We start from the raw sequence: 24481 nt of genomic DNA on the forward strand, positions 1-24481 counted from the left end.
GTTTACCGAGTGGCGGCCGTGTTAGGGGCGTCCAGGCGGTACTCCTCCTGGATGTGCCGGTTAGCACGGCGGGCCAGTGTGACGACAACGGAGATCATGACGATGATGCCGATGAGGCCGCCGATGGCGGCGCTGACATTCAGCAGGTCGGGAGCGGTGATCAGCGTGCCGATGGTGTACACCAGATAGGCCACGGTGTAGCCGGTGCACAGCTGTAGCCCGATGCCGCCCAGCAGCCATTTGCCGCTCTTCATCTCCGAATTCATGGCGCCGATGGCGGCGAAGCAGGGGGGCGTATACAGGTTGAACATGAGGTAGGCCAGGGCGGCCACCTTGGTAATGGCGATGATGCCGGCTACATCCGCACCGGCTCCCTCCATCATGGCCAGTTCGTCGGTGTCAATGAAATTCTCAAGGCCCACAAAACACACGGCCAGGGTGCCCACCACGTTCTCTTTGGCGATGAAGCCGGTGACGGCGGCGGCGGCCAGCTGCCAGCTGAGCACGCCCACAATGGGCACCAGCAGGACGGCGAAGGGGGCGGCGATGGAGGCCAGAATGGAGGAGTCGGCCGTCTCAGCCACCTGGAAGCTCCAGTCGAAGGTCTGCATGATCTGCACCACGGTGTTGCACAGCAGAATGATGGTGGCGGCCTTCACGATATAGGCCCAGCCCCGGCTGCACATGGACTTGAAGGCGAACCACAGGGAGGGGAGTTTGTACTCGGGCAGCTCGATGATGAAGAAGGACTTGCGGACCTTGTAGCCGGTGACCACATTCACCAGCAGAGCACCCAGGAAGATCAGGACGATGCCGGTGACATACATCAGGAAGCTGACCCAGCCTGCGTTGTCGAAGAACGCGCCGGCGATCAGGGTGATGACGGGGATCTTGGCGCCGCAGGGCATGAAGGTGGTCAGCATGGCGGTGGCCCGGCGCTCCCGCTCATTGCGGATGGTGCGGCAGGCCATGACGCCGGGGATGCCGCAGCCGATGCCGATGACAAAGGGGATCACCGACTTGCCGGACAGACCCACCTTTTTAAAGATGGGGTCCAGCACCACAGCCACACGGGACATGTAGCCGCAGTCCTCCAGCAGGGCGATGAGGAAGTACATGACCATGACCAGGGGCAGGAAGCCTACCACGGCGCCCACGCCGCCGATGATGCCGTCTACCAGCAGGGCGGACAGCAGCGGGTTGGCGTCGGCCACCAGCTCGCCCACCCAGCCCTGGAAATTTTCGATCTGGGCTACCAGAGCGTCGGCAATGTAGGGGCCTACCCACACCTGGGAGATCTGGAACACCAGGAACATGACCACGGCGAAGATGGGGATGCCCAGCCAGGGCTTGGTGAGAACGGTGTCGATGGAGTCGCCGCTGTTCTTGTCCTTGGTGAACACCTTTCGCTTTTCCACCTGGGCCACAATCCCGTTGACGAAATCAAAGCGCTTCCGGTCGGCGGTCTCCACAACCTTCTTGTCCGTCAGGTCGATGTCACCCTCCCGGTAGGGGGCCTCCTGCAGCCGGCCCGCCTGGGCCGCCGCGGCCTCCACCACAGCTTTCAGCCCCTCGTTGGAGGTGGAGACCGTCTGGATCACCGGGCAGCCCAGCTTGGCGGACAGGGCCTCCACGTCGATTTTGGTCTCCTTTTTCTCGTTGATGTCGCTCTTGTTCAGCGCCACCACCACGGGGATGCCCAACTCCAGCAGCTGGGTGGTGAAAAACAGGCTGCGGCTCAGGTTAGTGGCGTCCACGATGTTGATGATCACATCCGGATGTTCCTTCTTCACATAGGAGCTGGTGATGCTCTCCTCGCTGGTGAAGGGGGACATAGAGTAGGCGCCGGGCAGGTCCACGGCGATGAGCTGCTCCTCGCCGCCGTAGTAGGCCTTCTTGATGGGGTGTTCCTTTTTCTCCACCGTGACGCCCGCCCAGTTGCCGACCCGTTCATTCCGGCCGGTGAGGGCGTTGTACATGGTGGTCTTACCGGAGTTTGGATTGCCGGTCAGAGCAATTCTCATGTAAGATTCCTCCCTTGATGGATGTTTTGCTGATTTGACTCCCTCTCGGATGCACCCATCCGATTTCGATAAATTAGCTCTTGCTAACTGATGCGCCGGGAAAAGGGCAGCGCGAAGCTGCCCTGCTGCTTAGACGATGATCGCGTCGGCCAGTTGCTGGTCAAAGTTGTACCTCGCGTCCTTGATGGCGACAATACAGCCTCCCTTAATGTGAGAAATCACTGTGATTTTCTCACCGCTGTAGCAGCCCAGAGAGAACAAAAAAGCGTTCATCTCCTCATCGTCGGTGTCGATTTGGCGGATGACGTATTCCTGACCCTCTACTGCATCTGTTAACTTCATGCCTGATACCACCGTTCACGATTTGATCAAGCCAAGCGACCGGCATTTTGATTACCAAGTGCTAACTTGTCGGTGAAAAGAAAATTAGCTCTCGCTAACTTCATGGAAGATTATACGTCCTGCTCTGTGGTTTGTCAACCCTAATTTCAATCTTTTTACACATCGCACCGTCTGGAAGGGGGGAGAAGCGCAGCGGGACGCCGGCGGCCTCCTGCCGGTCATCGGGGGAAAGCCTGGAAGCAGAGAAGGGGAGGAGGCCGCCCTTGACTTTTTTCCTACTTTTGTGTATGCTATACGAAATGAGCGGCGGCCGCCGCACGGGTGTGGACCTGTCAGCGCTCCATGTTCAAATGAAATATGCGCCTGTGATGGAATTGGTAGACATGCGAGATTTAGGTGCTGTCACCTCGGTGAAAGTTGGGTCTTTATGGATACATCTATGGAAAAAATAAGAATAGGCATTCAGAAGTATTGTTCTATTATGTCTCGTCTATGTCAGACGGATGTATCTAAAGATCGGGAATTTCAGCGTTTGTTTAATGGATATTATAGGATGCGCCAACGTTCCAAAGAATTTTATAGTTGTTTCTATCGCTTTTTAGAAGAGCATAAGTTTGACACTGCACTTACATATGAACAAGTTCTGACGTATTTATTTCAAAAAACAGGTTGTATTCACGCCTCCTTTTCCAGCAAGTTATTGGCAACTGTCCGTCCGGAGATGCCGGTATGGGACAAGTATGTGCTTTCCAACCTTGGTTTGAAAGCCCCGTATTATTCTTGTAAATTTCGTTTTCAGAAAGTCCTTGACACTTATCAGAAAATCTGTGATTGGTATCGAACTTGTGAGGCGCAATCCAAAATTGCAGTATTTGATGCTAATTTCCCTGATGTAGATATTACAGATGTGAAGAAGATTGATTTTGTCTTGTGGCAAACAAGATGATTCCTTATTGGGAAGAATGTAGATAAAGAGGAATCGGCACCTCGATGCCATATGCAAATAAAGTATAACGGAAAAATTTTATATGCGCCTGTGATGGAATTGGTAGACATGCGAGATTTAGGTTCTCGTGCAGCGATGCGTGTGGGTTCGAGTCCCTTCAGGCGCACCAAAAAGAAAGACATGACCAAAGGTCATGTCTTTCTTTTTGGGTTCCGGCCGCCGGAGGCGGCCTCCACCCTCCGGGATTTCAATGCTCGGGGCGGCAAAGCCGCCCCTGCGCCGCGGCCCAGAAGGGCCATTGAATGGTTCTGTTTCTCGCTCCTGTGCGGTTCTGCCTGCCTGGGAGAACTCACCGCCGCACCCACTTGCCGAAGAAGGTCTTTTTATAGCGCCGCAGCTCCTCCTTGGCCTCGGCATGGTCGCCGGCCTTCTGGAGGTACTCCACGCCCTTTGGAATGTCCTCCGGGCCGCCCAGCCCCCGGGCGTAGAGATATCCCAGAAGGTAAAAAGCGTTTCTGCTGTCCCAGTCCACCATCTCCAAAAACTTTCGGGCCTGAACATAGTCCTGCTGGGTCCCCCGGCCGTGGGCGCAGCAGGCCCCCAGGTAGTAGGCTCCCCAGTTGCTGCTGGTGTCCTGGTCATAGGCCCACTTGAGCAGCTGGAAGGCCTTGGCATAGTCCTGCTCTACCCCATCGCCGTTGTAGTAGAAGGCCCCCAGCCGGTTGGCCGGGCCGATTTTGGACTGGATGGGGGCGGCCAGGGCACGCTGGTAGTAGTCGGCAGCCCGCCGGACGTCCTTCTCCACGCCCCTCCCCAGCTCATAGGACCAGCCCGCCATGAAAAAGGCCCGGGGCTCCCCCAGCTCCGCCGAGCGCCGGTAGAGAGGCAGCCCCTCATCATCCTTTTTTTCATTGATGAGGGTGTAACCATAGAAGTACATCGCGTCCGGATAGCCCTTTTCCGCCCCATAGCGCTCTACCTCCCGCTCCTGCTCCGGCCGGGGAGAGATCAGGCCCTGTTTCCCGTTTCGGTAAAAATTGCCCAGGTTGAGGCCGGCCAGGGAGACCCCGTTCCGATAGGCACGCCACAGCCAGTCCTCGCACTTGGCGTAGTTCTCCCGCAGATAGCTCTGAACGGCGTCGTCGCTGTCAAAATCCTCCCGAGTCCTCCCCTGGATTGCTGCAAAATCTCCCCAGAAGTACACGTTGCCGATGAGCATCTGGCAAAAAGGCTCCCCATGCTCCGCCTTGTCCTGCACGGTGTCAAAGGCCTCCTGGAGGCTCAGGGGCATGGCCTGGGCCAGCTGCCGGTCCATCACCCCGCTGCGCAGGGACAGCAGCGCCCCCATGGCGCTGCCCCCCAGCACCGAGCGGCGCATGAGCTCGTCCCCAGCCCTGTCATCCACGGGGAAGCCGTGTCCCGGCCAGGTGTACTCCGGGCCGTACAGGCACCGGGCCAGCAGACAGCAGGCGTCCGCGTCCCCCTCCTGTACCGCCTGCTGAAGCAGCTGGAAGCCCTCCCGCCCCCGGCCGGCAGCCAAGTCATAGTAGATGTATTTCAGGGCCGTCTCCACCCTGTCGCTGAAAAAACGTCCCATGGGCATGTCCTCCTGTGATGATTTTGAGTCGTTTATTGACTGAAATGTGTTTTAGCTGTGCGTTGTCAAGCCAGGCCACTCTTTTCTCAGAATGGCGTACTGATATGTGTTTTCGTAGCGGGGTGTTCCGTCAGGGTTGTTGACGAAGGAGACAAATTCCTGAAACAGGCCCTCCCGGCGCATGCCGAGCTTCTCACACAACAGCTGACTGGATTGGTTATCGTCCTCCACATAGGCATAAATACGCCTTGCGTCCTTTTGGCGGAACAGATAATCAAAGAAGGCGCGGGCAGCCTCAAACGCATAGCCCCTCCCTTGATAATCTGCGTTCAGCATCCAGCAGGGGCTGAATGTGTCGCGGACGGCAGTTTCATCTGCATGGGGCTCGCCTGCCTCCGGATATGCGTCGATCTCGCCGATCACTTTGCCCGAGTCTTTCAGCGTGATTGCAAAATAATACTCAGTTTCGCTGCTGCGTTTTTTCATTTCCTCCTTCGCTGCATCAAGCGAATTCAGCCTCATGCTGGCGAAACAGTTCACAACCGGTTCCCTCAGGTATGCGTATACATCCTCTGCGTCGCTCTCTGCAAAAGGCCGCAAAATCAATCGTTCCGTTTCAAGAATCATATCCGATCTCCTTTTGGTCCTCAGCTCCGCGTTTCTCCACATGCTCCATTCTGCACCTCCTGGAAGTCAGAGACATTCACTGGCCTGTGATCGTATGCGTCGGAGAAGTATTTTGCGGCTTCCTGCACATCCGGCACCACCCGCTCCCACAGGCAGGAACCATTGGGGGAAGAACAGTTGATCTCCACCGCGTACTTGCCCGCATCCGGACCCTGGCTGGCGACGGCGCACTGGATAAACCAGTAGTTTTCCAGGTTCTGAGGGTCCTTCTGCTCCAGAATCAAAAAACTGTCCGGGTCTGGGACCAGTTCCCGCAGCTCCTCATCAATGTCCTGCCAGGATGGATCAGCGGTGCTGCCGGCGTACCCACCCACGGTCAGGGTCCAGGGCCAGTCCGGATGGGGCTGGGGCGGAGCGGGGGAGGTGGTCCGGCCTTGACGCTCCATTACCGGCTGCCAGGTGCGGCCGGAGCGCTCCATGTGGGTCCAGCAGTCCAGAGCGGGGATCTCCCCCCGCAGCCAGCCCCGCAGCACCGTCTCCGCCTCGCCGGCGGAGAGGTCCCGGGCCCAGGCGTACTGCCCAGACACGTTTGGCGTACCAGAATACTCCTCCATCAGAATGCGGGTAGGCTGTGCCGTGCCGCCGGCCAGGCAGACCAGACGGCTGAAGGTGCGTCCCTGCCCCTGGAAGGGGACGCCGGGCACCAGCTGGAACGGAGCAGTCTCTCCGGTCTGATCGGGCTGCCGCAGCAGCTGATGGATGGTGTCCCAGGTGATGCGGGAAGTCACCGAGCCGTCGGGCAGGGTGAGCACCTGATTCTGAGCCCGCTGCTCCTGCTCCCGGCGGTTCTGCTCCTCAAACTGCGCCGCCCGATTCCGGTAGGCGCGCTCCTGGGCGTACTGCTGCTCCTCCTCCTTGGCGTAAATCAGGTCGTCGTACTCCCTGGAGTTGTATTCCCCAAAGACTGCGGCGGGGGCACGCTGGCGCAGGCAGTCCATGGCTTCCTCCACCTCCCGCTTTGACTTGAGAGAGGTGACCTGCTGCTGCCGGCGGTCATCCACGATCCGGATCTCATAGAGGTATGTAACCTGGGTGCGTTTTCCGGCATGGCGGGTGTGTCGCTCCACACGGCTGAACACGCCCCGGATGCGGGGGATGGAGGACACCTCGTCTCCCAACACCCATTCCCTGCCAACTCCCAGCCGGCCGAACCACTGGCCGTTTTGCTTCAAATCCTGATCCACCATGGCAAAGAGCTCCTTGACTGGGGGCGCCTCCTCGGGATACGGGAGCTGGCTGCGAATGGACCGGGCCAGGGCACTTTTCTCTGGAACCAGGGCGTCCCGCAGACTTCGGTAGGCCAGAAAGAGCCCCACCAGAATCGCTCCGGCCCCGACCACGGGGATCAGGTAATAGCCGAAGCTGATCTCCTCCTTGAGCCGCTCCGCCTCATAGGGCATGGTCTCGGCCACCGCGAAGAACCAGATGGCCAGACCGCCGCCCACGGCCAAGAGAGCGGCCGGGATCAGTCCGGTCAGCCGCCCCCGGGTGCGCTGGAGGCAGTAGCCCTCCTCCGGGCCGTCGGGCTGCTGCCTCCTGTTCCACCACATAATCAGGAGGATCAGGGGGATGGCAAAGATGCGCAGCACTACCACCAGAAGTATGTAGACGATGACATTCCAGGGCCATTTGAGATAAAAGCGTTTTTTGGACGTTTCCTTCGGTTCCATGAAATTGATCCCTCCATATTCCAAAATGACAGCGTTTCCCTCTGGCGTGTGACAAGGGATGCGGCTCCAACTGTCGAAAAAGACAAAAAATCCAGAAGAGGCTATAACATTTTGTCTCTTTTATTGTACCACAAGTTCCGGGGAGATGGGAATACCGCACTGTGTCATTTGGAGAGATTTTTATGTCTGCCGGGGGCTCCGCAGGACTATGGAGAGCGGGAAGCGCCTGAGGAAAATAAAAGAGATGCACAACCCTGGTCGTGCACCTCTTCGTTTTGAGGAAAATGAGCTTTGGAACGTCGAAAGACATCCTCCAGGCAGTCCGCCCCAGAAGGGGCCTGCATTTTGTCTGCTCAGTCCGGCTCCTGCGGGGCATCGCCGCTCACAGACAGCTTCAGCAGGCTGCCGGTCCGGGGAGGCAGGGTGAGCACATGCCCCTGAGCGGAGATCTGAAACCGGGCCGACCCCAGAAGGAGCTCGATGCGCTCGGCGTCCTCCAGACGCAGCTCAGCGGACTCGCCTCCGGTGTTGAAGGCGGCCAGGATGGTCTCTCCCTCCGCCGACCGGGTGAAGGCCAGCAGGGGCCCCTGGGCCGCCCGGTAGCGGATATCCCCCCGCCGCAGGGCGGGGCACTCCTGCCGCAGGTGGCCCAGGCGGGTGAACCAGCCCAGCAGTTCATAGTCCTCCCGGCCCCAGGGGAAGGTGCGGCGGTTGAAGGGGTCCTCAAAGCCCTCCATCCCCGCCTCGTCCCCGTAGTACACGGTGGGGGAGCCGGGGAAGGCGAACAGCAGGGCGGCCCCCAGCTTCAGCAGCTCCTTGCCCCGGCGGCGCTGGTCGGCCTCCATGCGGAAGCTGGCCCGCCACTCCCGGGAGCGCTCCCGGCACTCGCTGCCCACCCCCAGGAGGGTGAGGATACGGGGAGTGTCGTGGGTGCCCAGGGAGTTCATGGCCGAGTAGTAGGCGAAGGGGGGATAGTTCTCCCGCAGGGTCTCCATGGTCTCCATGAAGTCCGCCGCATCGCCCCCCCGCAGGTAGTCCAGGGCGGCCCCCCGGAAGGGATAGTTCATCAGGCCGTCGCAGTGCCCGCCCAGGATGTGCTTCCGGCGCACCCCGTAGGCTACCTTGGTGGAGCCGTCCTCCCACACCTCTCCGATGACTACCGCGTCGGGTTTCTCCGCCCGGGCGGCGGCGTGGACCCCAGCCACGAAGTCGTCGGGGAGCTCGTCGGCCACGTCCAGCCGCCAGCCGTCCGCGCCCGCCCGAAGCCACCGCCGGACCACCGAGTCCTCCCCGCCGAAGATGAATTCCCGGTAAGCGGGGTCGTGCTCGTTCATGGAGGGCAGGGAGTAGATGCCCCACCAGCTCTCGTACTGGTCTGGCCACTGATAGAAGTTGTACCAGGAGTAGTAGGGGGAGTCCTGGCTCTGGTGGGCCCCCAGCTCCGGGTAGAAGCCGTCCCCGTTGAAATAGCGGCTCACAAATCCGGTGTGGTTGAACACCCCGTCCAGCATCACCCGCATCCCCAGCCGGTGGGCCTTTTGGCACAGGCGGGAGAAGTCCTCCTCTGTCCCCAGCATGGGGTCGATGGAGCGGTAGTCGGCGGTGCCGTACCGGTGGTTCTCTGCCGCCTCAAAGATGGGGCAGAAGTACAGGGTGCGCACCCCCAGGCTATGGAGGTAGTCCAGCTTTTCCTCCACCCCCTGCAGGCTGCCCCCGAAGAAGTCCCGGTTGCGGATCTCCCCGCTGTGGTCGGGGCGGTACTCCGGCTCGTCCTGCCAGGCGGCGTGGACCCACCGCCCCCCCACCATTCCCTTGGGGTCGGGGACACGGAGACGGCGAAACCGGTCGGGGAAGATCTGATAAGTCATCCCCTCCCCAAACCAGGCAGGGACCGCCTCGCTGCCGTCGTACACAGTGAGCTGGAAGGGGCCCAGCTGCTCCCCCTTTTTGCCGTCCAGCCGCTCCAGGGTGAAGGTATACCACACCAGGCCCACATAGTCCACGGTATTCAGCACGCAGGTAAACACATCCCGGTCTCCGTCCAGGCCGGACCAGGGCATGGGAATCTCCACTGTCTCATCCGCCCGGAATTCAAAGCGGGCGGACAGGCGGGCCCAGGAGTAGCCCTCCGCCCGCGGGGGGCGCAGGTTCAGCGTTACCTTGGTCCCCGAGGCCACCGCCCCGTAGGGGGCCTTATACCGGGAGTCCCGGGAGTCAAAAATGGTTGGTCCTGTCATGGTATCACCTTAGTTTCTCGTTCTTCGTCCGGGCGGCCTGCGGCCGCCCCGGTGGCTGGCTCAGGAGTAGTGGTAGCTCCCGCCGCCGATGAACTCCCGCAGGAGGGAGTCCTTATCCACCAGCTCCGGGTCGATGGGCTCGAAGTACTGGAAGGCCTCAATGAGCTCCAGCAGCTCGGCGCGGCGCACATTCTCCTCGGGAACTGCCTGGAGGAGAGGGAGGGCGTAGTTCTTCATAACCGACACCTCATAGGGGAGGGAGGAGTCGAAAATGATGTCCGCCCGGTTCTTATAGGGGGAGATGTACAGCTTCTCCCCTCGGCGCACATTGGCCCACATCTCCAGGGTGTCCTCCACATCGGTGCCCCGGAAGTTGTAGTCCCGCACCGCCCGGCGGGTCAGGCGCATCCAGGTGCCCTTGAAGCGCAGGACGGAGCCCTCGTTCACATTGGAACGAGCGGAGATGTACAGCTTGGTGGCCTCCGGGTGGCGGCCGGCGATGTCGTCGTTGAGGGCGTGGATGCCCTCGAACACCACAATCTCATTTTTGCCCAGCTTCAGAGGAGTGGCCCGGCTGTCGTTGCGCATGTGCCGGGCAAACTCATACTTCGGAATCCAGATCTCTTCACCTTTGGACAGGGCGGTGAAGTGCCGGTCCAGCAGCTCCATATCCAGGCACAGGGGGGATTCGTAGTCGATGTCCCCCTCCGGGGTCCGGGGGGCGGTGCGGGGGTTGATGGTATGAAAGTAGTTGTCCATTGCCACCGCGTGGGTGTTGACCCCCCGGCGCTGGAGCTCCTCGGCGATCTTCATGGCGGTGGTGGTCTTTCCGGAGCCGGAGGGGCCGGAGAGGAGCACGATGGGGCTGCGTTCCAGATTGGTGAGGATTTTATCCGCGGCCAGGGACACCCGCTGGGCGTAGTTGTCGTCGCACTCGGCCAGAAACTCATGGACGTCCGTCTGGATGCGGCGGTTGATCTCCTGCAGTTGGTAAGCCATGGGAAAAACTCCTTTCTGTCAATCGGCTGTGTTCAAATCCGCGCTCTGGGCATTAAGCAGGGCCTAAGTCCGGTCCTGATAAAAGGCTGCGATTTCGTCCTTCTGGGCCAGAATCTTGTCCCGGGAGGTCAGGTAGTCGTGGGGGTACTTGGGGTTGGGCAGGCGGACGATCCGCCCGTTTTTCCGGTCCACCAGCTTGGTGACCCCGCCGCCCCCGATGGAGACCACAGTCTGCAGTTCCTCCATCATAATGATATTATAGACGCTCTCCTTGCCGGGGAGACACCAGCCTACGTTTTCCAGAGAGCCGGACATGTACTTCTGACGGTACAGGTAATAGGGCAGGTAACCTGCCCCCCGCAGGGTTTCCCGGGAGAAGTCCAGCATGCGGGCGGTCTCCTCCCCGCTGGGGAGGGCACCGCCCTCCTCCATCAGCCGGGAACCCTTTTTCAGGGCCAGGGTGTGGACGGTGACATTCTCCGGCTCCAGGGAGAGCACCCCCTCCAGGGAGCGGCGGAAGCCCTCAAAGGAGTCCCGGGGCAGGCCGGCGATCAGGTCCATATTGATGGAGTCAAAGCCCACCTCCCGGGCCAGGGCGTAGGCGTCCAGGATGTCCCGGGCGGAGTGTTTCCGTCCGATGGCGGCAAGCACCCCGTCCTCCAGGGTCTGGGGATTGATGGAGATGCGCTCCACCCCCTGGCGGCGTAAGACCTCCAGCTTCTCCCGGGTGATGGTGTCGGGACGTCCCGCCTCCACCGTATACTCTACGCAGGTTTCCAGGGGGAGATGCGCCCGGGCGGCGGAAAACAGCGCCCCCAGCTGCCCGGCGGACAGGGTGGTGGGGGTGCCGCCCCCCACATACAGGGAGTGGATGGACAGGCCGCTCTCCTTCAAAACCCGGCCGGTATATTCCACCTCCTCCAGCACTGCTTCCAGATAGGGCTCCACCAGCTTCAGGGTCCGGCCCACGTCGGCGGACACAAAAGAGCAGTAGGCGCACCGGGTGGGACAGAAGGGGATTCCGATGTACAGGGACACCTGGTCCTCCCGCACTGCCCGGTCCACCGCCAGGCTGGCCTGGGCGCAGTCCACCGCCAGCTTGGCCCGGAGAGGGGAGACCCGGTATTCCTCCTCCAGTTCCGACTGGGCCTGCTCGGGCGTACCCCCCGCCAGCATGCAGCGGGTGGGCAACTTCACCGGGCGCACCCCGGTGAGGGCCCCCCAGGGGGGCTCCTGGCCCAGCACGGCGGTCCCCGCCCGATAGAAGGACATCTTCAGGGCGTGCTGGAGGGTGTGATACACCCGCTCCGGGGCCTCGTCCAAAAGGCGGCTCTCCACCTGGGTCTCTCCCTGGGCGGTCCCCTCGGGGCGGGTCACCCGGGCGGTCACCACCGTCCGGTCCGGGCCCCGGTCCAGAGCAAAAACCGCCTCGTTGTCAGAGGGGGCGTACCCCTCCGGGTACTCCGGGCGCTCCCCGGGGAACAGCATGAGCATCATCTGTTCCACCGAGTATTTGTAGCGCTCCGGCTGCCAGTTGTAATTTTGAATTTGGAAATACAGCTTCATAACAGTACCACTTGAATTGTTTTTTGGGGAGTTTCGCCGCCTTCTTGTTTTTAAGCCTTCCCCCTTCAAGGGGGAAGGTGCCCCCGAAGGGGGCGGATGAGGGTGCTCTCTTGAGAGCTGTTACCTTCTTGGCAGGAGCCCTTTCATTTGACGCAAGGGGATTCCGCCGCCCGGCAGCGAGTGCCTGTAGGGCGCGACGACTCGGCGCGCCGCAGGTAATTTTACAGAGTTTCGCCCTGCGGGGCGAGGTACTTTCCCAGCGATGGGAAAGTACCCAAAGGATCGCCGGGGGACGGCTCAGGATGAGCGCTCCGCGCTCATATTCGCCTTACCCCCGGTCCCCCGTTTACGAGGGCCCCTCCTGAGAGGTTCAGCGAAATTTCCGGCGCGCAAAGCCAGGAGTACCTGGGTGCAGTTCCGTCCGGCCCCACAGGGGGCCTGCGTGTGCAAAATTTGTCTCTGGTGCGGTCCCGTCGCTGCGCCTGGCTTTGCCGAACCAACGCTCCGGGGCCGTTTCCCGCCGTAGGGGCGGCCCCATGTGGCCGCCCGCAAGCCTTCCCCCTTCCAGGGGGAAGGTGCCCCCGAAGGGGGCGGATGAGGGTGACCACCGGGAATTTTTTGTAGGGGCGGCACACTGGGCCGCCCGCCCACGCAGGTCCTACGGCATCCGCTCCCGGGTCTCGCTGCGGCCGGTGAGGTAATCCAGGCTCACGTCAAAAAAGTCAGCCAGGGCGATCAAATTTGCGTATTCTGGCACATGATGGCCCGATTCACAATATTGGTAGGCCCGCAGCGTCTGGTGAAGCAATTCAGCCATTTGTTTTTGTGTCAGTCCGCGCTCGGTCCGAAGCTGGCGCAGTCGGTCAGAAAGATTCGGCATAATTCTCCTTGACATGAATTTGAAGTTCATGCTATAATATGAATATAAAATTCATCTTTCGAGAGGCGATTTTATGAGCAAGCTGTTCTCTTCTCTGTTCTTTGACAATCCAGAAAGCCCAGAACAAATCTGCCAATTCTGCCAGAGCATCCCGGAATATGTCCAGGCCCGGGAGGAATATCACGCGCTGGCCCAGGAGCTGGAGGAGACCATGGGCCGACAGTGGTATTTTACCTTTGAGGACCGGCTGAATCAATACTGGGCTTGGGAAAATCAGGCGTACTACCTGTTCGGCCTGAACCTCCGGCGGGAGATTTTGGAGGGATTTCAGGGGGAGGGGTGAGGGCGGCGCGTCAAGGATACCGCGCCCTACAAAATGTGGAAACGGTTCGGCGGGCGGCCCAGGTGTGCCGCCCCTACGGAAGAGCCGGGCAATTCCCGGTGGTTACCCTCATCCGTCCCCTTCGGGGCCACCTTCCCCCTGACAGGGGGAAGGCTTGCGGGCGACCGGAAGGGTCGCCCCTACGGCGTATTTTGCACTGGGAGCGATGGCTCGGCAAAGCCAGGCGCAGGCGGTAAACCGCACCAACTGCAATTTTGGAACAGCCAGCCCCCTGTGGGGCGGTAGGAATTGCAGACCGCTACTCAGATTTTGCGCGCCGGAAATTCTGCAAAATCCAGCAGGTACGCGTCCCCCGTTATGGGGTCCGGGGAAAGGCGACTATGAGCACGAAGTGCTCATCTGGAGCCGTCCCCGGTGGCGTTTTGCCTACTTTGCCGCCGCGGGCAAAGTAGGTCGCCGCCCGCAGGCGGCGAAACTCCCCGCTTACAACGAACCTAATCTGAAATCTGCCCCCTCATCCGCCCCAGTGTGCGCACTGGGGCACCTTCCCCCCAAGGGGAAGGCTTATAAGGAGAGACGGCGAAACCCTGCAAAAAGGCTTACCCTCTCATAGCCTCCATCAAAAACGGATTATACCTCCGCTCCTGCTCCAGGGTGGAGGTCCGGTCGTGCCCGGGGCACACATGGAAGTCCCCCTCCAGCTCCCCAAGCCGCTTGAGGGAGGCCATGATCTGCTCATAGCTGCCCCCCCGCAGGTCGGTGCGGCCGCAGGAGCCGCAGAACAGGGTATCTCCGGTAAAGAGCACATCCCCCACCCGCAGGGTGACGGAGCCGGGGGAGTGGCCCGGGGTCTCCATCACCTGGATGGTGAGGGAACCCAGGGGGAGGGTGTCCCCCTCCTTGTAGTGCTTCAGACCGGCCACCTGTCCGGCCAGCGGGTACAAGGTGGACCCGGCCCCGTTGGCGTCGGCCTGGTGGATATACACTTGGGCGTCCGGGAAGCGCTTCTTCAGATCGGGCACCCCGGTGGTGTGGTCGTAGTGGCCGTGGGTGAGAAGAATATACTCCACCTCCGCCCCGTCCTTCTGGAGCACCTGGGCGATCTTGTCCGCCTCGTCGCCCGGGTCGATGACGGCGGCCTTGTTGGTCTTATCGTCCTCCAAAATATAGCAGTTGGTGCCGATGGGGCCCACCTGCATCACTTTTACCTTCATATACAATACCTCCAAATCCCTGTAGGGGCGCACACTGTGCGCCCGCATTCCTGGGCCGGTGTCTCTCAGGCGCACACTGTGCGCCCCTACTTATGGTCCGTATCAAATAAAATGGTCACTGGTCCGTCGTTGACGGAGGCCACCTGCATGTCCGCGCCGAACTCCCCGTGCTCCACCCGGAAGCCCCGGGCGCGGCAGGTCTCCATAAAGCGCTCGTACAGGGGGACGGCCAGATCGGGCTTGGCGGCCCCGGTAAAGCCCGGGCGGCGGGAGGAGGTGTCGGCGTACAGGGTGAACTGGGACACCACCAGAAGGGAGCCCCCCACCTGTTCCAGATTCAGGTTCATCTTGCCGTTCTCGTCCTCAAACACCCGGAGATTGCAAATTTTCTCCGCCAGCTTGTCGGCCACGGCCTCGGTGTCGCTGGGGCCCACCCCCAGCAGGATCAGATATCCCTTTTCAATGGCCCCCACCGTGTTTCCATCAATGGCGACGGAGGCGGAGGAAACTCTTGTGACTACTGCTCTCATGTCACTGCTCCTTCATTGACTTTTCATTTACCATGCCATCAAAGCGACGAATCCGCCGGTCATCACGGCCAGGGCCAGCCCGGCTGCAAAAGCATAAGCCTGAGAATTGCGTGGTGTTTCATCCTTGGCCTCCTGAACGGCGCGGGAAACGGCTGATACGAGACAAAAGGCAAACACAAACGGCCAAATAAACCACGTCCACGCAAATAAGACACCCAATCCATGTATGATCATACTGAGTCATCCTCCCATGGTTTGTTGTGAGCAAGCGAAGCGGGCGGCCCAGTGTGCCGCCCATGCTAGAGGGGCCGGAACCTGATTCCATATCCATCTCGGGCGACCGCGAGGGTCGCCCCTGCGTGGGAAACCGGACCGGTATCGTTGGCTCGGAAACGCCAGGCGCACTAAGGGAACCGCAACAGCGGCAATTTTTGCAAACCCAGGGCCCAGTGGCCCGGAATAAATCGCGGAGGCCACTCAGATTTTGCGCGCCGGAAATGATTTGCCCACCCCAAGGGGTATCCCCCGTAATGGGGGTTCTAGGGGACGGGCGGCATGGAGGCGGGAGGCTTTGCCGAACCGCCGATTGCGCCCGCCCCCTAGCGGTTCTTTGGTGACTTTCTGGCTGTCCAGAAAGTCACTCGCCCCGCAGGGCGAAACCCTGTAAAACGGCGCGCCCCACAAAAGGAAATCCGAAACCTGCCCCCTCATCCGCCCCCTTCGGGGGCACCTTCCCCTATCCCCTCTGGCCTTCGGCCATCTCCCCTTGACAAGGGGAGTCGGCCCCCGAGGGGAAGGCTAAAAGGCGGGTGCGGCGAAATCCCCCTGCAAAATTCATTATTTCCCTGACACCCGCGCCACATGGTAGACGCCCTGGATGTTGTTGAGCTTGTTGATGACGCCGGCCAACTCGTCCTTGTCCTTGACCTCCACCTCAATATGGACGGTGGCATGTCCATCGGGCTGGGAGCGGGCGGAGAGAGCGGTCACCTTCACCTTGGCGGCGGACAGGGCCATAGCCACGTCGATGGTCAGGCCATCCCGGTCCTTGGAGGACAGCTCCAGGGAGGTCTTGTAGTTGGGCAGGGGGCTGCTCACCCAAGCTACCCGCACCCAGCGGGAGGCCTCCTCCGGCTTGCGCCGGTCCGGGTCGGCGTTGGGGCAGTCGGCCCGGTGGACGGACACGCCGTAGCCCCGGGTGATGAAGCCCACCACCGGGTCGCCGGGGACGGGGGTGCAGCACTTTGCGAACTTCACCAGACAGTTGCCCAGCCCTTCCACGATGATGCCTGAGTCGGAGTGCTTGTTGGAGCCCTTCAGCTGCAGGGGGTCCACCTGGGCGGTAGAGCCGGGGACGATAACGCTCTCGGCGGTGGTGCGGGCGGCGGCCGCCGCCTTCTCCGCCTTCAGGCGGCCCAGGCGCAGCAGCTCGTCCTTGATCCGGGCCACGCTCTTGACGGCGGTGGTGCCCCCGTAGCCAATGGAGGCGTACAGCTCGTCCAGGGTGCCGAAGCGCACCTTGCGCAGAATGTTGGGCAGCACGTCCTCCGCTGTGATGGCGGAGAGGGGGATCTTGGCGTGTTTCAGCTCGGACTCGAACAGGGCCCGCCCGGTGGCGATGTTCTCCTCCCGGCGCTCCCGCTTGAACCACTGGCGGATCTTGTTTCGGGCCTCGTTGCTCTTGGCGATCTTCAGCCAGTCCCGGCTGGGGCCCTTGGCGGACTTGGAGGTGAGCACCTCCACAATGTCGCCGTTTTTCAGCTGGGTGTCGTAGGGGACCATCCGACCGTTTACCCGGGCTCCCACCATGCTGTTGCCGATGGCGGAGTGGATGCAGTAGGCAAAGTCGATGGGGGTAGCCCCGGCAGGCAGGCTCTTCACATCCCCGTTGGGGGTGAAGACGAACACCTCGTCGGCGAACAGATCCACCTTCAGGGTGCGGACGAACTCCTCCGCGTCGGTGTCCTGCTGGCTCTCCAGCAGCTTGCGCACCCACTCGAAGTCCCCCTCGCTGCCCAGCTTCTTGTTGGCCATCCCCTGCTTGTACTTCCAGTGGGCGGCGATGCCGTACTCCGCCGTCTGGTGCATCTCCCAGGTGCGGATCTGCACCTCGAAGGGGATGCCCTCCCGGCCAATGACGGTGGTGTGGAGGGACTGGTACATATTGGGCTTGGGGGTGCCGATATAGTCCTTAAAGCGGCCCAGCACCGGCTTGAACATGTCGTGGATACAGCCCAGGACGTTGTAGCACTCGGGGATGTCGTCCACGATCACCCGGAAGGCGTACAGGTCGAAAATCTCGTCCAGCGTCTTGTTTTGGGTAAACATTTTGCGGTAGATGGAGTAGGTGTGCTTCACCCGCCCATAGACCTTGCAGCGGATGCCCTCCTGCTCCATGCGCTGCTGGATGCGCAGCTGGATGGAGGCCAAAAACTCCTCGTGGGCGGCGGAGCGCTTGGCCATCTCGTCCTCGATCTCCTTGTACCCCACCGGGTCCAGATAGCGCAGGGACAGGTCCTCCAGCTCCCACTTCAGCTTCTGCATGCCTAAGCGGTGGGCCAGGGGGGCATAGATCTCCATGGTCTCCAGGCTCTTCTCCCGCTGTTTCTTGGGGGACTGATACTCCATGGTGCGCATGTTGTGGAGGCGGTCGCAGATTTTAATGAGAATCACCCGGATGTCATGGGCCATGGCCATGAGCATCTTCCGTAAATTCTCCATCTGCTCCTCTTCCTTGGAGACGTACTGCACCCGGGTCAGCTTGGTGACGCCCTCCACCAGATCGGCCACCGAGGTCCCGAATTTCTTGGCGATCTCCTCGTGGGTGGCGCCGGTGTCCTCAATGCAGTCGTGGAGCAGGGCGGCAATCACCGAGTCTACGTCCAGGCCCAGGTCGGCCACGATGTCGGCTACCGCCAGGGGGTGGATGATATAGGGCTCGCCGCTCTTGCGCAGCTGGCCGTGGTGCTCAGTATCCGCATAGGTAAAGGCCTCATATAGGCGCTTGGTGTCCAGATTCGGAGTATAGGAGGCCACCTTGTCCTCTAAAGCCTGATAGCGTTCCAAAATTGGGTCCATACGATCACCTTTTTCTTAAATTTAGCCGCCGACAGCGGCTAAATGCTATGTTTCCTGCATGGCCTCCCGCAGGCGGCGCAGAATGGCGGAAGCGTTCAGGTCCACCTTGTGTTCCAGCCGGTGGAGGGTGATCTGCACCCGCCCGGACTGGCGCTCCAGGGAGATGAGGCCCCGCTCCTCCATGACCTCCAGACACACCAGGGTGTGGTTGGGACGCTCGCTCTGGCCGCCGGAGCGGGCGGATTTTTGGGCGATGCGGGCCAGGGTGTCCTCCAGGAAGGTCTGCCCAGCACACTGGCGCTCCAGATAGCGCCACAGGCAGACAAATTCCGCCCGAGTGGGCAGCAGGGACTGGGCCTCCTGGGGAGAGAGGGGTTCCCCCCGGCGGTACTTCTCATAGATGGACTGCTCCAGCTGGGCCCTGGTCATGGCGTGGCGCAGGTCCACTACCTGGAGCTGGACCGAGCGCACCCCCCGGAAGTCGTTGATCTGGGGGTAGAAAGCTACGTCCACCCGGCAGCCGGGGGTCAGCCCCAGCTCGCTCCCATCCACCGAGAAGAAGATGGCGTCCAGCGGAACGCCCCGCCCCTCCAGCCGCAGCTTCAAATGACGCCCCCGGCCCACCTGAGCGGCGCTGATCACATGGACCCCGGTGAGCACCAGCACCGGCCTGGGGTTGCCCGCCCCGCAGGGTTCCAGGGCGTCCAGGGCCTCCACCGCCTCCACGGTGAGCTCCTGGGGCAGGACTGCCGCGTCGATCTCCAGCAGAGAGGGCAGCTCCTCTCCCGCGCGCTCCTCCAGCACCAGCTGCCGCAGGCGGCGCTCCAGGGCGGGGATGTTCTCCTCCCGGACGGTAAAGCCGGCGGCCATGGCGTGGCCCCCGAAGCCCTCCAGCAGGTCCTGGCACTGGGTCAACAGGTGAAACAGGTTGACCCCGCCCCAGGACCGGCAGGAGCCCTTGCCCATCCCCTGATCCAGGCAGACCATAAAGGCCGGGCAGGAGTACTTCTCCGTCAGGCGGGAGGCCACAATGCCCACCACCCCCTGGTGCCAGTGCTCGTCCGCCAAAAGAATGATGCCCGACTGGGGCCGCCGCTCCAGCCGCTGCACACACTCCTGGAAAATCTCACACTCAATGGTCTGCCGCTCCCGGTTCAGGGCGCACAGCTCCTGGGCCAGGGCGGCCGCGCGGCCCGGATCCCGGGTGAGGAGGAGCTCGGCGGCCAGATCGGCCTGTCCCATCCGCCCCGCGGCGTTGATCCGGGGAGCCAGGGTGTAGCCGATGGACACCGAGGTCACCGGCTTGTCCCCCAGGCCGGCCTCCTCCATCAGCTGGGCCAGCCCCACCCGCCTGGGGTGGGCCAGGGCGGCCAGCCCGGTCTGGACGATGGTCCGGTTCTCACCCGTCATGGGCATCACGTCGGCCACCGTGCCCACCGCCGCCAGATCGGCGTACTCCCGGAACACCAGACCGGCCCGGTCCGGTCCCGCCGCCGCCATGGCCAGCTTCAGGGCCACCCCCACGCCGGCCAGCCCCTTGAAGGGGTAGGGGCAGTCGGGACGGTGGGGGTCCACCACCGCCGCAGCCTCCGGGATGGCCTGCTTGCACTCGTGGTGGTCGGTGATGACCACATCAATTCCAAGCTCCCGGGCAAACTCCACCTCCCGGGCGGCGGTGATGCCGCAGTCCACCGTGATGATCAGTGTGACCCCCTGCTGGGCCAGGTGGAGGACCGCCTCCTCATTCAGGCCGTAGCCCTCCTCCAGCCGGTCGGGGATGTAGGAGCGCACCCGCCCTCCCAGCCGGGTGAGGCAGTCGGTGAGCAGACAGGTGGAGGTGATGCCGTCCACATCGTAATCCCCGTAGACCGCCATCAGCTCTCCCGTTTTCAGGGCACGGCCCACCCGGAGGACCGCCCTGTCCATGTCCTTGAGCAGCATGGGGTCCAGCAGCGGCTCTTCCCCGGGGGTGAGCAGCTTCCAGGCCTGCTCCGGCTCTGTCACGCCCCGGGCGGACAGGACGCAGGCCAGAAGAGAGGGGATGCCGGCCCGCTCCAGCTGGGCCCGCCCCTCCGGGGAGGGATGGGCAATTTTCCACTGCTTATACCGCATGGCCGGTCACCTCCTTCCGCTTATGTGGGACCAACAGGTATATTACGGCAGTATCAAAAGATATTATAGCATAGTTTGGTGAATTGTTACAAGTAAAAAAAGAGGGGCGGCCTGGTCCGGCCGCCCCATGGCGCTTGCACTATATGGCCCCTCTGCTCTCCCCCCAGACGGGCGTCTCCCGGCCCAGCCGGACCTCCTCCAGGGGGAGCAGATTCATAATGGACACCTCAAAGGCGGTGCGCTCCTCCACCCGGTCCCCCAGATTCTTGGTGTATGTACGGCTCTGCAGGCGGCCGTCCAGCCCCAGGGAGCTGCCCACCTCCATCTCCCCGCACAGGTGGGCCAGGCTGCCCCAGGCGATGCAGGGCAGGTAGTCGGCCCGGCCGTACCGGCGGTTCACCGCCAGAATCATGTCGCAGATGGTCCGCCCCAGGGGGGTGGAGCGCAGGCTGGGAGGCTTGCACAGGGTGCCCGAGAGCAGCAGACGGTTCTCGTCTTCCCGCTCCTCTAAAACCAGCTCCTTGGCGAACACGCTGATCACCAGGCGGCTCCCCACCCCGGAGCGGTTGTTGAAAGTGCGCACCTCCCCCCGGACGGTGACCTCCTCTCCCCGTTCCAGCCAGCCGCACCCCTCCAGAAGGGCTCGGGAAGCCATTACGTTGACCTGGTCTGCCGCTCCGGACAGGCGGCCCACCACCAGGGGAAAGGAAAAAAACTCCACCTCATGGTTGCGGTGGGAAAAGGCGGGCGGGTGGGCGGCCCGGCCGTGGAGGACCATGCGGTTGACGTCCGTCCCGGTCTGCTTCATCCTGGATCACACTCCCAAACTCGTTTGTTCCTCCTATCTATATGAGGTCTCGTCCCCCGGTATGTCCAGAATTTCCACTCCAAACAGTATTTTATATTTCGGTATATCCGTTTTATATTCTTCAAATATAAAAAGCGGACCGCACCTGAGCCCAGGCGCGGTCCGTCTTTGTGCGTATTGTGAATAAGAAAGCGACATTCCAGGGGATTACCTGCGGCCAAATCCGCCGCCCCGGGAGCCGCCCCCGAATCCGCCGCCCCGGGAGAACCCTCCTCCGCGGGCGCCGCCGCCGAAGCCGCCCCCGCGGGAACCGCCGAAGCCGCCTCCAAACCCGCCGCCCCGGGAGAAGCCCCCGCCGCGGGCGCCGCCGGAAAATCCGCCGCCCCGGCTTCCTCCCGAGCCGCCGAAGCCGCCGGGCCCCTGGAAGCCGTTGAAGCCACCTCCGCCGGGCCGGCCGCCCGGACCCCGAGGCCCTCTGGGGGGAGGCGGAGGGGGCCGCCGCCAGCGCCGCCGGTACCAGCCCCAGCCGGGGCCGTGCCAGAACAGGATGGGACGGAACACGTAGGGGGGATTGGACACGCCGTAGTACCGCTGGCGGTAGGAGGTATAGCGCATGCTGTCCAGCACGCTGGCAATCACCAAGAGAATCACCAGCAGGACCACCACCGCGCCCAGCATATCTCCGGCACTGCGGCCGCCGTAGACCTGGTCCCCGCTGTTGTCCAGGTAGCCCAGACCGTAGTTGTCCAGGTAGAACTCGTTGATCCCGTCAAAGAGGCTCAGCACCCCAACACCGAAGTTTCCAGCCATGGCGTCCTCATAGAGGTACCGGTCCAGATAGGAGGACACCTGGCTGTCCGTCATGGGGTAGTCCGCCCCCACCGCCAGATAGCAGTCCCCGTTTTCCGCATTCACCACCAGGATGCCGTCGGCGGAGGCCAGCTGGATCTCCACCCCCAGGTTATAGGCGTAGTCGCCGATGTCCTCCGACAGGGAGGACACCGTGGCCACGGCGATGAGGCTGTCGTACCGCTCCACCCAGTTGGCGTTGTACAGGGCGATCTGGTTCTCCTGGGCGTCCGAGAGCACATCCGCCCCGTCGCTGATCCAGTTCAGGTAGGTGCTGGCGGACAGAGAGGTGTCCAGCTCCGACGAGGGGGGCGGCACAGCCTCCGCCTGGGCGCCCCGCCACCGGCCGATTCCAATGGCGGCGGCGATCATCAGCACCGTGAGCAGGACGGCCACCCCTGTTTTTCGAAAAATTTTCATGGCGTCTCCATTTCTCAAGTATGACATTTCTGTAAAAGAGTTCGCTGCTCCCGGGCGGGGACCGCGGTCCAAGCACGCACCCTCGTCCCTCACGGTTTCGTCTCGTCACCTTCCCCCCTGCGGCGTTCGGTGAGCAACCGGAACGGCGCGTCCGGGAGGCCGCGCCCTACAGGCATCCGAACCCATGGGAGCCGGGCGGCCCAGTGTGCCGCCCCTACGGTTGAACAGACCGCTCTCATAACCGGGACCGTTCCCCTCATCCGCCCCAGTGTGCGCACTGGGGCACCTGTCCCTATCCCCTCTGTCGCTGCGCGACATCTCCCCTTGACAAGGGGAGTCGGCCCCCAGGGGAAGGCTTATCGGGAAGGGTAAAATCTGGCGGTCACCCTCATCCGTCACGGCTTCGCCGTGCCACCTTCCCCCTGGAAGGGGGAAGGCTTGCGGGCGGCCACATGGGGCCGCCCCTACGAAGAGATTACAAACCATCCGGGACGGGCGGGTCTGGGACCCGCCCCTACGGCGTCATTCGTACCGGGCACGTTGGTTCGGCAGAGCCAGGCGCAAAAGTTGAACTGCACCAGCCGCAATTTTTGCAAACCCAGGGCCCAGTGGCCCGGCGGGAATTCAGACCCGCCACTCAGATTTTGCGCGCCGGAAATTTTCTGTCTGACCCAAGGGGTAACCCCCGTAATGGGGGTCTGGGGGTAAGGCGAATATGAGCGCGAAGCGCTCATCCTGAGCCGTCCCCCAGCGTCTTTTGGTTCCTTTTCCACGTGGAAAAGGAACTCGCCCCGCAGGGCGAAACCCTGCAAAACGGCGCGCCGAGTCGTCGCGCCCTACAGAGTAAGCAAAAACCGAAAGAGCGGCGGGGTTCTTCTAACGAAATCCGTTCCTTCATCGCCCCCTCATCCGGCCCCTTCGGGGCCACCTTCCCCCCAGGGGGAAGGCTTTTGGAGGGGGAGCACCTCTCATCCGCCGGGGGAAGGCTTAAAAAGAGCAGACTGCAAAATCCCCGCGGTCAAAAATAGAAATCAGCCTCTCAGCTCCAGCAGCTTCTGCTTCAGCTCGCCCTCAATGCGGCCCAGCTCAACCTCGGCCTCTTTCCGCTTCTGGCTGCCCTCGTTCTGGATCTTCATCACCTCGTCCAGGGTGGAGATGAGCTGCTCGTTGGTGTGCTGGAGGGTCTTGATATCCACGATGGAGCGCTCGGCCTCCCGGGCGGTCTCCACGGTGCCAATCTTCAGCATGTCCGCGTTCTTCTGCAGCAGCTGGTTGGTCATCTCGGTGACGGCGGACTGGGCCTGGGTGGCCTGGCGGGAGTGCTCCAGCCCCAGAGCCAGCACCATCTGGCTCTTCCACAGGGGGATGGTGTTCACCAGGGAGGACTGGATCTTCTCCAGCATCAGGGTGTCGTTGTTCTGGAGCAGACGGGTCTGGGGGCCCATCTGGACGGAGATCATCCGGGTGAGCTCCAGGTCGTGGATCTTCTTCTCAAACCGGCTGCACAGGTTGGCAAAGTCGTTGTAGGCCTGGGCGTCCTCCTGGCTCCCCGACTTGGCCGCCTTCTGCTTTAAATCCTCCAAATCGTGGGTGCGTAAATACTCCAGGCGCTTCTTGCCGGCGATGATATACATGGTGAGCTCTTTGTAGTACTTGGTGTTCAGCTCGTACATCTGGTCCAGCATGGCGATGTCCTTCATGAGCACCACCTGGTGGTTCTCCAGGGCCCGGACGATCTTGTCCACGTTGACCTCCGCCTTGGCGTAGCTGGCCTTCATGGCCTCCAGCTTGTCCCGCTTCTTCTTGAAAAAGCCGAAGATGCCGCCCTCGTCCTCCTCCTGGCCGAAGCCCTTCAGCTCCACCACCAGGGAGGACAGGGCCTCTCCCACCTCGCCCAAATCCTTGGTGCGCACGCTGTTCAGGGCGTTCTCCGAGAAGGAGGCGATGTTTTTCTGGGCGGCCGCGCCGTACTGGAGCACCACGCTGGAGTCGGTGACGTCGATCTTCTGGGCGAACTCGTCCACCATCTTCCGCTCCGCCTCGGTGAGCATGGACTCGTCCAGCTTCACCGCGTTGGCGTCCCGCTGCTTCTGCCGCTCCTCCTCGGAGAGGACAGGCTCACCCTGCACCGGGGCGGCCTCCTGGGCCGCCGCGTCGGGGCTGTCTCTTATACACATCT

The 24481-nt window shown here is 62.0% G+C and carries 19 protein-coding genes and 1 tRNA gene; 3 read left to right on the top strand and 17 right to left on the bottom strand.

Annotated features, from left to right (window positions below; all coding sequences use genetic code 11):
• Window positions 1–2 precede the first annotated feature (2 nt).
• Window positions 3–2024 carry a ferrous iron transporter B gene (feoB, locus tag H6B31_RS03455; protein WP_204897222.1) on the bottom strand — a complete coding sequence of 674 codons (2022 nt, stop codon included), beginning with the start codon at window positions 2022–2024 and terminating at the stop codon, window positions 3–5.
• A 129-nt stretch (window positions 2025–2153) separates the two neighbouring features.
• The gene (locus tag H6B31_RS03460) at window positions 2154–2366 is read right to left on the bottom strand and encodes a FeoA family protein (protein ID WP_087288941.1); all 213 of its coding nucleotides are present in this window, start codon (window positions 2364–2366) and stop codon (window positions 2154–2156) included.
• 439 nt (window positions 2367–2805) lie between these two features.
• On the opposite strand from H6B31_RS03460, the gene H6B31_RS03465 reads away from it, so the two are divergent.
• Both H6B31_RS03465 and H6B31_RS03470 read left to right on the top strand, forming a co-directional pair.
• The gene (locus H6B31_RS03465) at window positions 2806–3312 is read left to right on the top strand and encodes a hypothetical protein (protein WP_204897223.1); all 507 of its coding nucleotides are present in this window, start codon (window positions 2806–2808) and stop codon (window positions 3310–3312) included.
• An 84-nt stretch (window positions 3313–3396) separates the two neighbouring features.
• A tRNA-Leu gene (locus H6B31_RS03470) sits at window positions 3397–3481 on the top strand.
• A 180-nt stretch (window positions 3482–3661) separates the two neighbouring features.
• Here H6B31_RS03470 and H6B31_RS03475 read toward each other — a convergent pair.
• The 7 genes from H6B31_RS03475 to H6B31_RS03505 all read right to left on the bottom strand — a co-directional run bounded on the left by H6B31_RS03475 (window position 3662) and on the right by H6B31_RS03505 (window position 12978).
• The gene (locus H6B31_RS03475; RefSeq protein ID WP_204897224.1) at window positions 3662–4909 is read right to left on the bottom strand and encodes a tetratricopeptide repeat protein; all 1248 of its coding nucleotides are present in this window, start codon (window positions 4907–4909) and stop codon (window positions 3662–3664) included.
• 51 nt (window positions 4910–4960) lie between these two features.
• On the bottom strand, window positions 4961–5536 hold the full coding sequence (locus H6B31_RS03480; protein ID WP_204897225.1) for a GNAT family N-acetyltransferase: 576 nt from the start codon (window positions 5534–5536) through the stop codon (window positions 4961–4963).
• Between the two features lie 20 nt (window positions 5537–5556).
• The gene (locus H6B31_RS03485; protein ID WP_204897226.1) at window positions 5557–7266 is read right to left on the bottom strand and encodes a hypothetical protein; all 1710 of its coding nucleotides are present in this window, start codon (window positions 7264–7266) and stop codon (window positions 5557–5559) included.
• A 353-nt stretch (window positions 7267–7619) separates the two neighbouring features.
• Complete coding sequence (locus H6B31_RS03490) at window positions 7620–9503, bottom strand: glycoside hydrolase family 13 protein (RefSeq protein WP_204897227.1); 1884 nt, start codon at window positions 9501–9503, stop codon at window positions 7620–7622.
• A gap of 60 nt (window positions 9504–9563) precedes the next feature.
• Window positions 9564–10502 carry a uridine kinase family protein gene (locus H6B31_RS03495; protein ID WP_204897228.1) on the bottom strand — a complete coding sequence of 313 codons (939 nt, stop codon included), beginning with the start codon at window positions 10500–10502 and terminating at the stop codon, window positions 9564–9566.
• A 63-nt stretch (window positions 10503–10565) separates the two neighbouring features.
• Complete coding sequence (gene hemZ, locus H6B31_RS03500; protein ID WP_204897229.1) at window positions 10566–12068, bottom strand: coproporphyrinogen dehydrogenase HemZ; 1503 nt, start codon at window positions 12066–12068, stop codon at window positions 10566–10568.
• Window positions 12069–12726: 658 nt separating this feature from the next.
• Window positions 12727–12978, bottom strand: a complete 252-nt coding sequence (locus H6B31_RS03505) for a helix-turn-helix domain-containing protein (RefSeq protein ID WP_243418817.1) — start codon at window positions 12976–12978, stop codon at window positions 12727–12729.
• Between the two features lie 43 nt (window positions 12979–13021).
• On the opposite strand from H6B31_RS03505, the gene H6B31_RS03510 reads away from it, so the two are divergent.
• Window positions 13022–13291: a hypothetical protein gene (locus H6B31_RS03510; RefSeq protein WP_204897230.1), complete on the top strand. Its 270-nt coding sequence runs from the start codon at window positions 13022–13024 to the stop codon at window positions 13289–13291.
• Between the two features lie 599 nt (window positions 13292–13890).
• Here H6B31_RS03510 and H6B31_RS03515 read toward each other — a convergent pair.
• From H6B31_RS03515 to H6B31_RS03550, 8 genes are all read right to left on the bottom strand, one after another.
• Window positions 13891–14505, bottom strand: coding sequence for an MBL fold metallo-hydrolase (locus H6B31_RS03515; protein ID WP_204897231.1), 615 nt, complete (start codon window positions 14503–14505; stop codon window positions 13891–13893).
• Between the two features lie 86 nt (window positions 14506–14591).
• Complete coding sequence (gene dtd, locus H6B31_RS03520) at window positions 14592–15035, bottom strand: D-aminoacyl-tRNA deacylase (protein ID WP_204897232.1); 444 nt, start codon at window positions 15033–15035, stop codon at window positions 14592–14594.
• A 27-nt stretch (window positions 15036–15062) separates the two neighbouring features.
• On the bottom strand, window positions 15063–15269 hold the full coding sequence (locus tag H6B31_RS03525; RefSeq protein ID WP_204897233.1) for a hypothetical protein: 207 nt from the start codon (window positions 15267–15269) through the stop codon (window positions 15063–15065).
• 603 nt (window positions 15270–15872) lie between these two features.
• A complete protein-coding gene (locus tag H6B31_RS03530; RefSeq protein ID WP_204897234.1) occupies window positions 15873–18113 on the bottom strand; it encodes a RelA/SpoT family protein in 2241 nt (746 codons plus the stop codon).
• Between the two features lie 45 nt (window positions 18114–18158).
• Entirely contained in the window at window positions 18159–20225 is a 2067-nt protein-coding gene (gene recJ, locus H6B31_RS03535) for a single-stranded-DNA-specific exonuclease RecJ (RefSeq protein ID WP_204897235.1), read from the bottom strand.
• Between the two features lie 139 nt (window positions 20226–20364).
• Window positions 20365–21033: a single-stranded DNA-binding protein gene (locus tag H6B31_RS03540; protein ID WP_204897236.1), complete on the bottom strand. Its 669-nt coding sequence runs from the start codon at window positions 21031–21033 to the stop codon at window positions 20365–20367.
• Between the two features lie 207 nt (window positions 21034–21240).
• On the bottom strand, window positions 21241–22302 hold the full coding sequence (locus H6B31_RS03545) for a TPM domain-containing protein (RefSeq protein WP_204897237.1): 1062 nt from the start codon (window positions 22300–22302) through the stop codon (window positions 21241–21243).
• 1031 nt (window positions 22303–23333) lie between these two features.
• Complete coding sequence (locus tag H6B31_RS03550) at window positions 23334–24479, bottom strand: toxic anion resistance protein (protein ID WP_243418818.1); 1146 nt, start codon at window positions 24477–24479, stop codon at window positions 23334–23336.
• Between the last annotated feature and the right edge of the window lie 2 nt (window positions 24480–24481).

The organism is Pseudoflavonifractor capillosus (genome assembly GCF_016899775.1).
GTDB lineage: Bacteria > Bacillota > Clostridia > Oscillospirales > Oscillospiraceae > Lawsonibacter.

What these genes read in the sequence shown, in the direction of transcription:
- H6B31_RS03465 (WP_204897223.1), top strand. Translation starts at nt 2,806, where the DNA reads ATGGAAAAAATAAGAATAGGCATTCAGAAGTATTGTTCTATTATGTCT.
- H6B31_RS03460 (WP_087288941.1), bottom strand. Translation starts at nt 2,366, where the DNA reads ATGAAGTTAACAGATGCAGTAGAGGGTCAGGAATACGTCATCCGCCAA.
- H6B31_RS03490 (WP_204897227.1), bottom strand. Translation starts at nt 9,503, where the DNA reads ATGACAGGACCAACCATTTTTGACTCCCGGGACTCCCGGTATAAGGCC.
- feoB (WP_204897222.1), bottom strand. Translation starts at nt 2,024, where the DNA reads ATGAGAATTGCTCTGACCGGCAATCCAAACTCCGGTAAGACCACCATG.
- H6B31_RS03540 (WP_204897236.1), bottom strand. Translation starts at nt 21,033, where the DNA reads ATGAAGCAGACCGGGACGGACGTCAACCGCATGGTCCTCCACGGCCGG.
- H6B31_RS03515 (WP_204897231.1), bottom strand. Translation starts at nt 14,505, where the DNA reads ATGAAGGTAAAAGTGATGCAGGTGGGCCCCATCGGCACCAACTGCTAT.
- H6B31_RS03485 (WP_204897226.1), bottom strand. Translation starts at nt 7,266, where the DNA reads ATGGAACCGAAGGAAACGTCCAAAAAACGCTTTTATCTCAAATGGCCC.
- H6B31_RS03525 (WP_204897233.1), bottom strand. Translation starts at nt 15,269, where the DNA reads ATGATCATACATGGATTGGGTGTCTTATTTGCGTGGACGTGGTTTATT.
- H6B31_RS03505 (WP_243418817.1), bottom strand. Translation starts at nt 12,978, where the DNA reads ATGAACTTCAAATTCATGTCAAGGAGAATTATGCCGAATCTTTCTGAC.
- H6B31_RS03550 (WP_243418818.1), bottom strand. Translation starts at nt 24,479, where the DNA reads ATGTGTATAAGAGACAGCCCCGACGCGGCGGCCCAGGAGGCCGCCCCG.
- recJ (WP_204897235.1), bottom strand. Translation starts at nt 20,225, where the DNA reads ATGCGGTATAAGCAGTGGAAAATTGCCCATCCCTCCCCGGAGGGGCGG.
- H6B31_RS03480 (WP_204897225.1), bottom strand. Translation starts at nt 5,536, where the DNA reads ATGATTCTTGAAACGGAACGATTGATTTTGCGGCCTTTTGCAGAGAGC.
- H6B31_RS03495 (WP_204897228.1), bottom strand. Translation starts at nt 10,502, where the DNA reads ATGGCTTACCAACTGCAGGAGATCAACCGCCGCATCCAGACGGACGTC.
- H6B31_RS03475 (WP_204897224.1), bottom strand. Translation starts at nt 4,909, where the DNA reads ATGGGACGTTTTTTCAGCGACAGGGTGGAGACGGCCCTGAAATACATC.
- dtd (WP_204897232.1), bottom strand. Translation starts at nt 15,035, where the DNA reads ATGAGAGCAGTAGTCACAAGAGTTTCCTCCGCCTCCGTCGCCATTGAT.
- hemZ (WP_204897229.1), bottom strand. Translation starts at nt 12,068, where the DNA reads ATGAAGCTGTATTTCCAAATTCAAAATTACAACTGGCAGCCGGAGCGC.
- H6B31_RS03530 (WP_204897234.1), bottom strand. Translation starts at nt 18,113, where the DNA reads ATGGACCCAATTTTGGAACGCTATCAGGCTTTAGAGGACAAGGTGGCC.
- H6B31_RS03510 (WP_204897230.1), top strand. Translation starts at nt 13,022, where the DNA reads ATGAGCAAGCTGTTCTCTTCTCTGTTCTTTGACAATCCAGAAAGCCCA.
- H6B31_RS03545 (WP_204897237.1), bottom strand. Translation starts at nt 22,302, where the DNA reads ATGAAAATTTTTCGAAAAACAGGGGTGGCCGTCCTGCTCACGGTGCTG.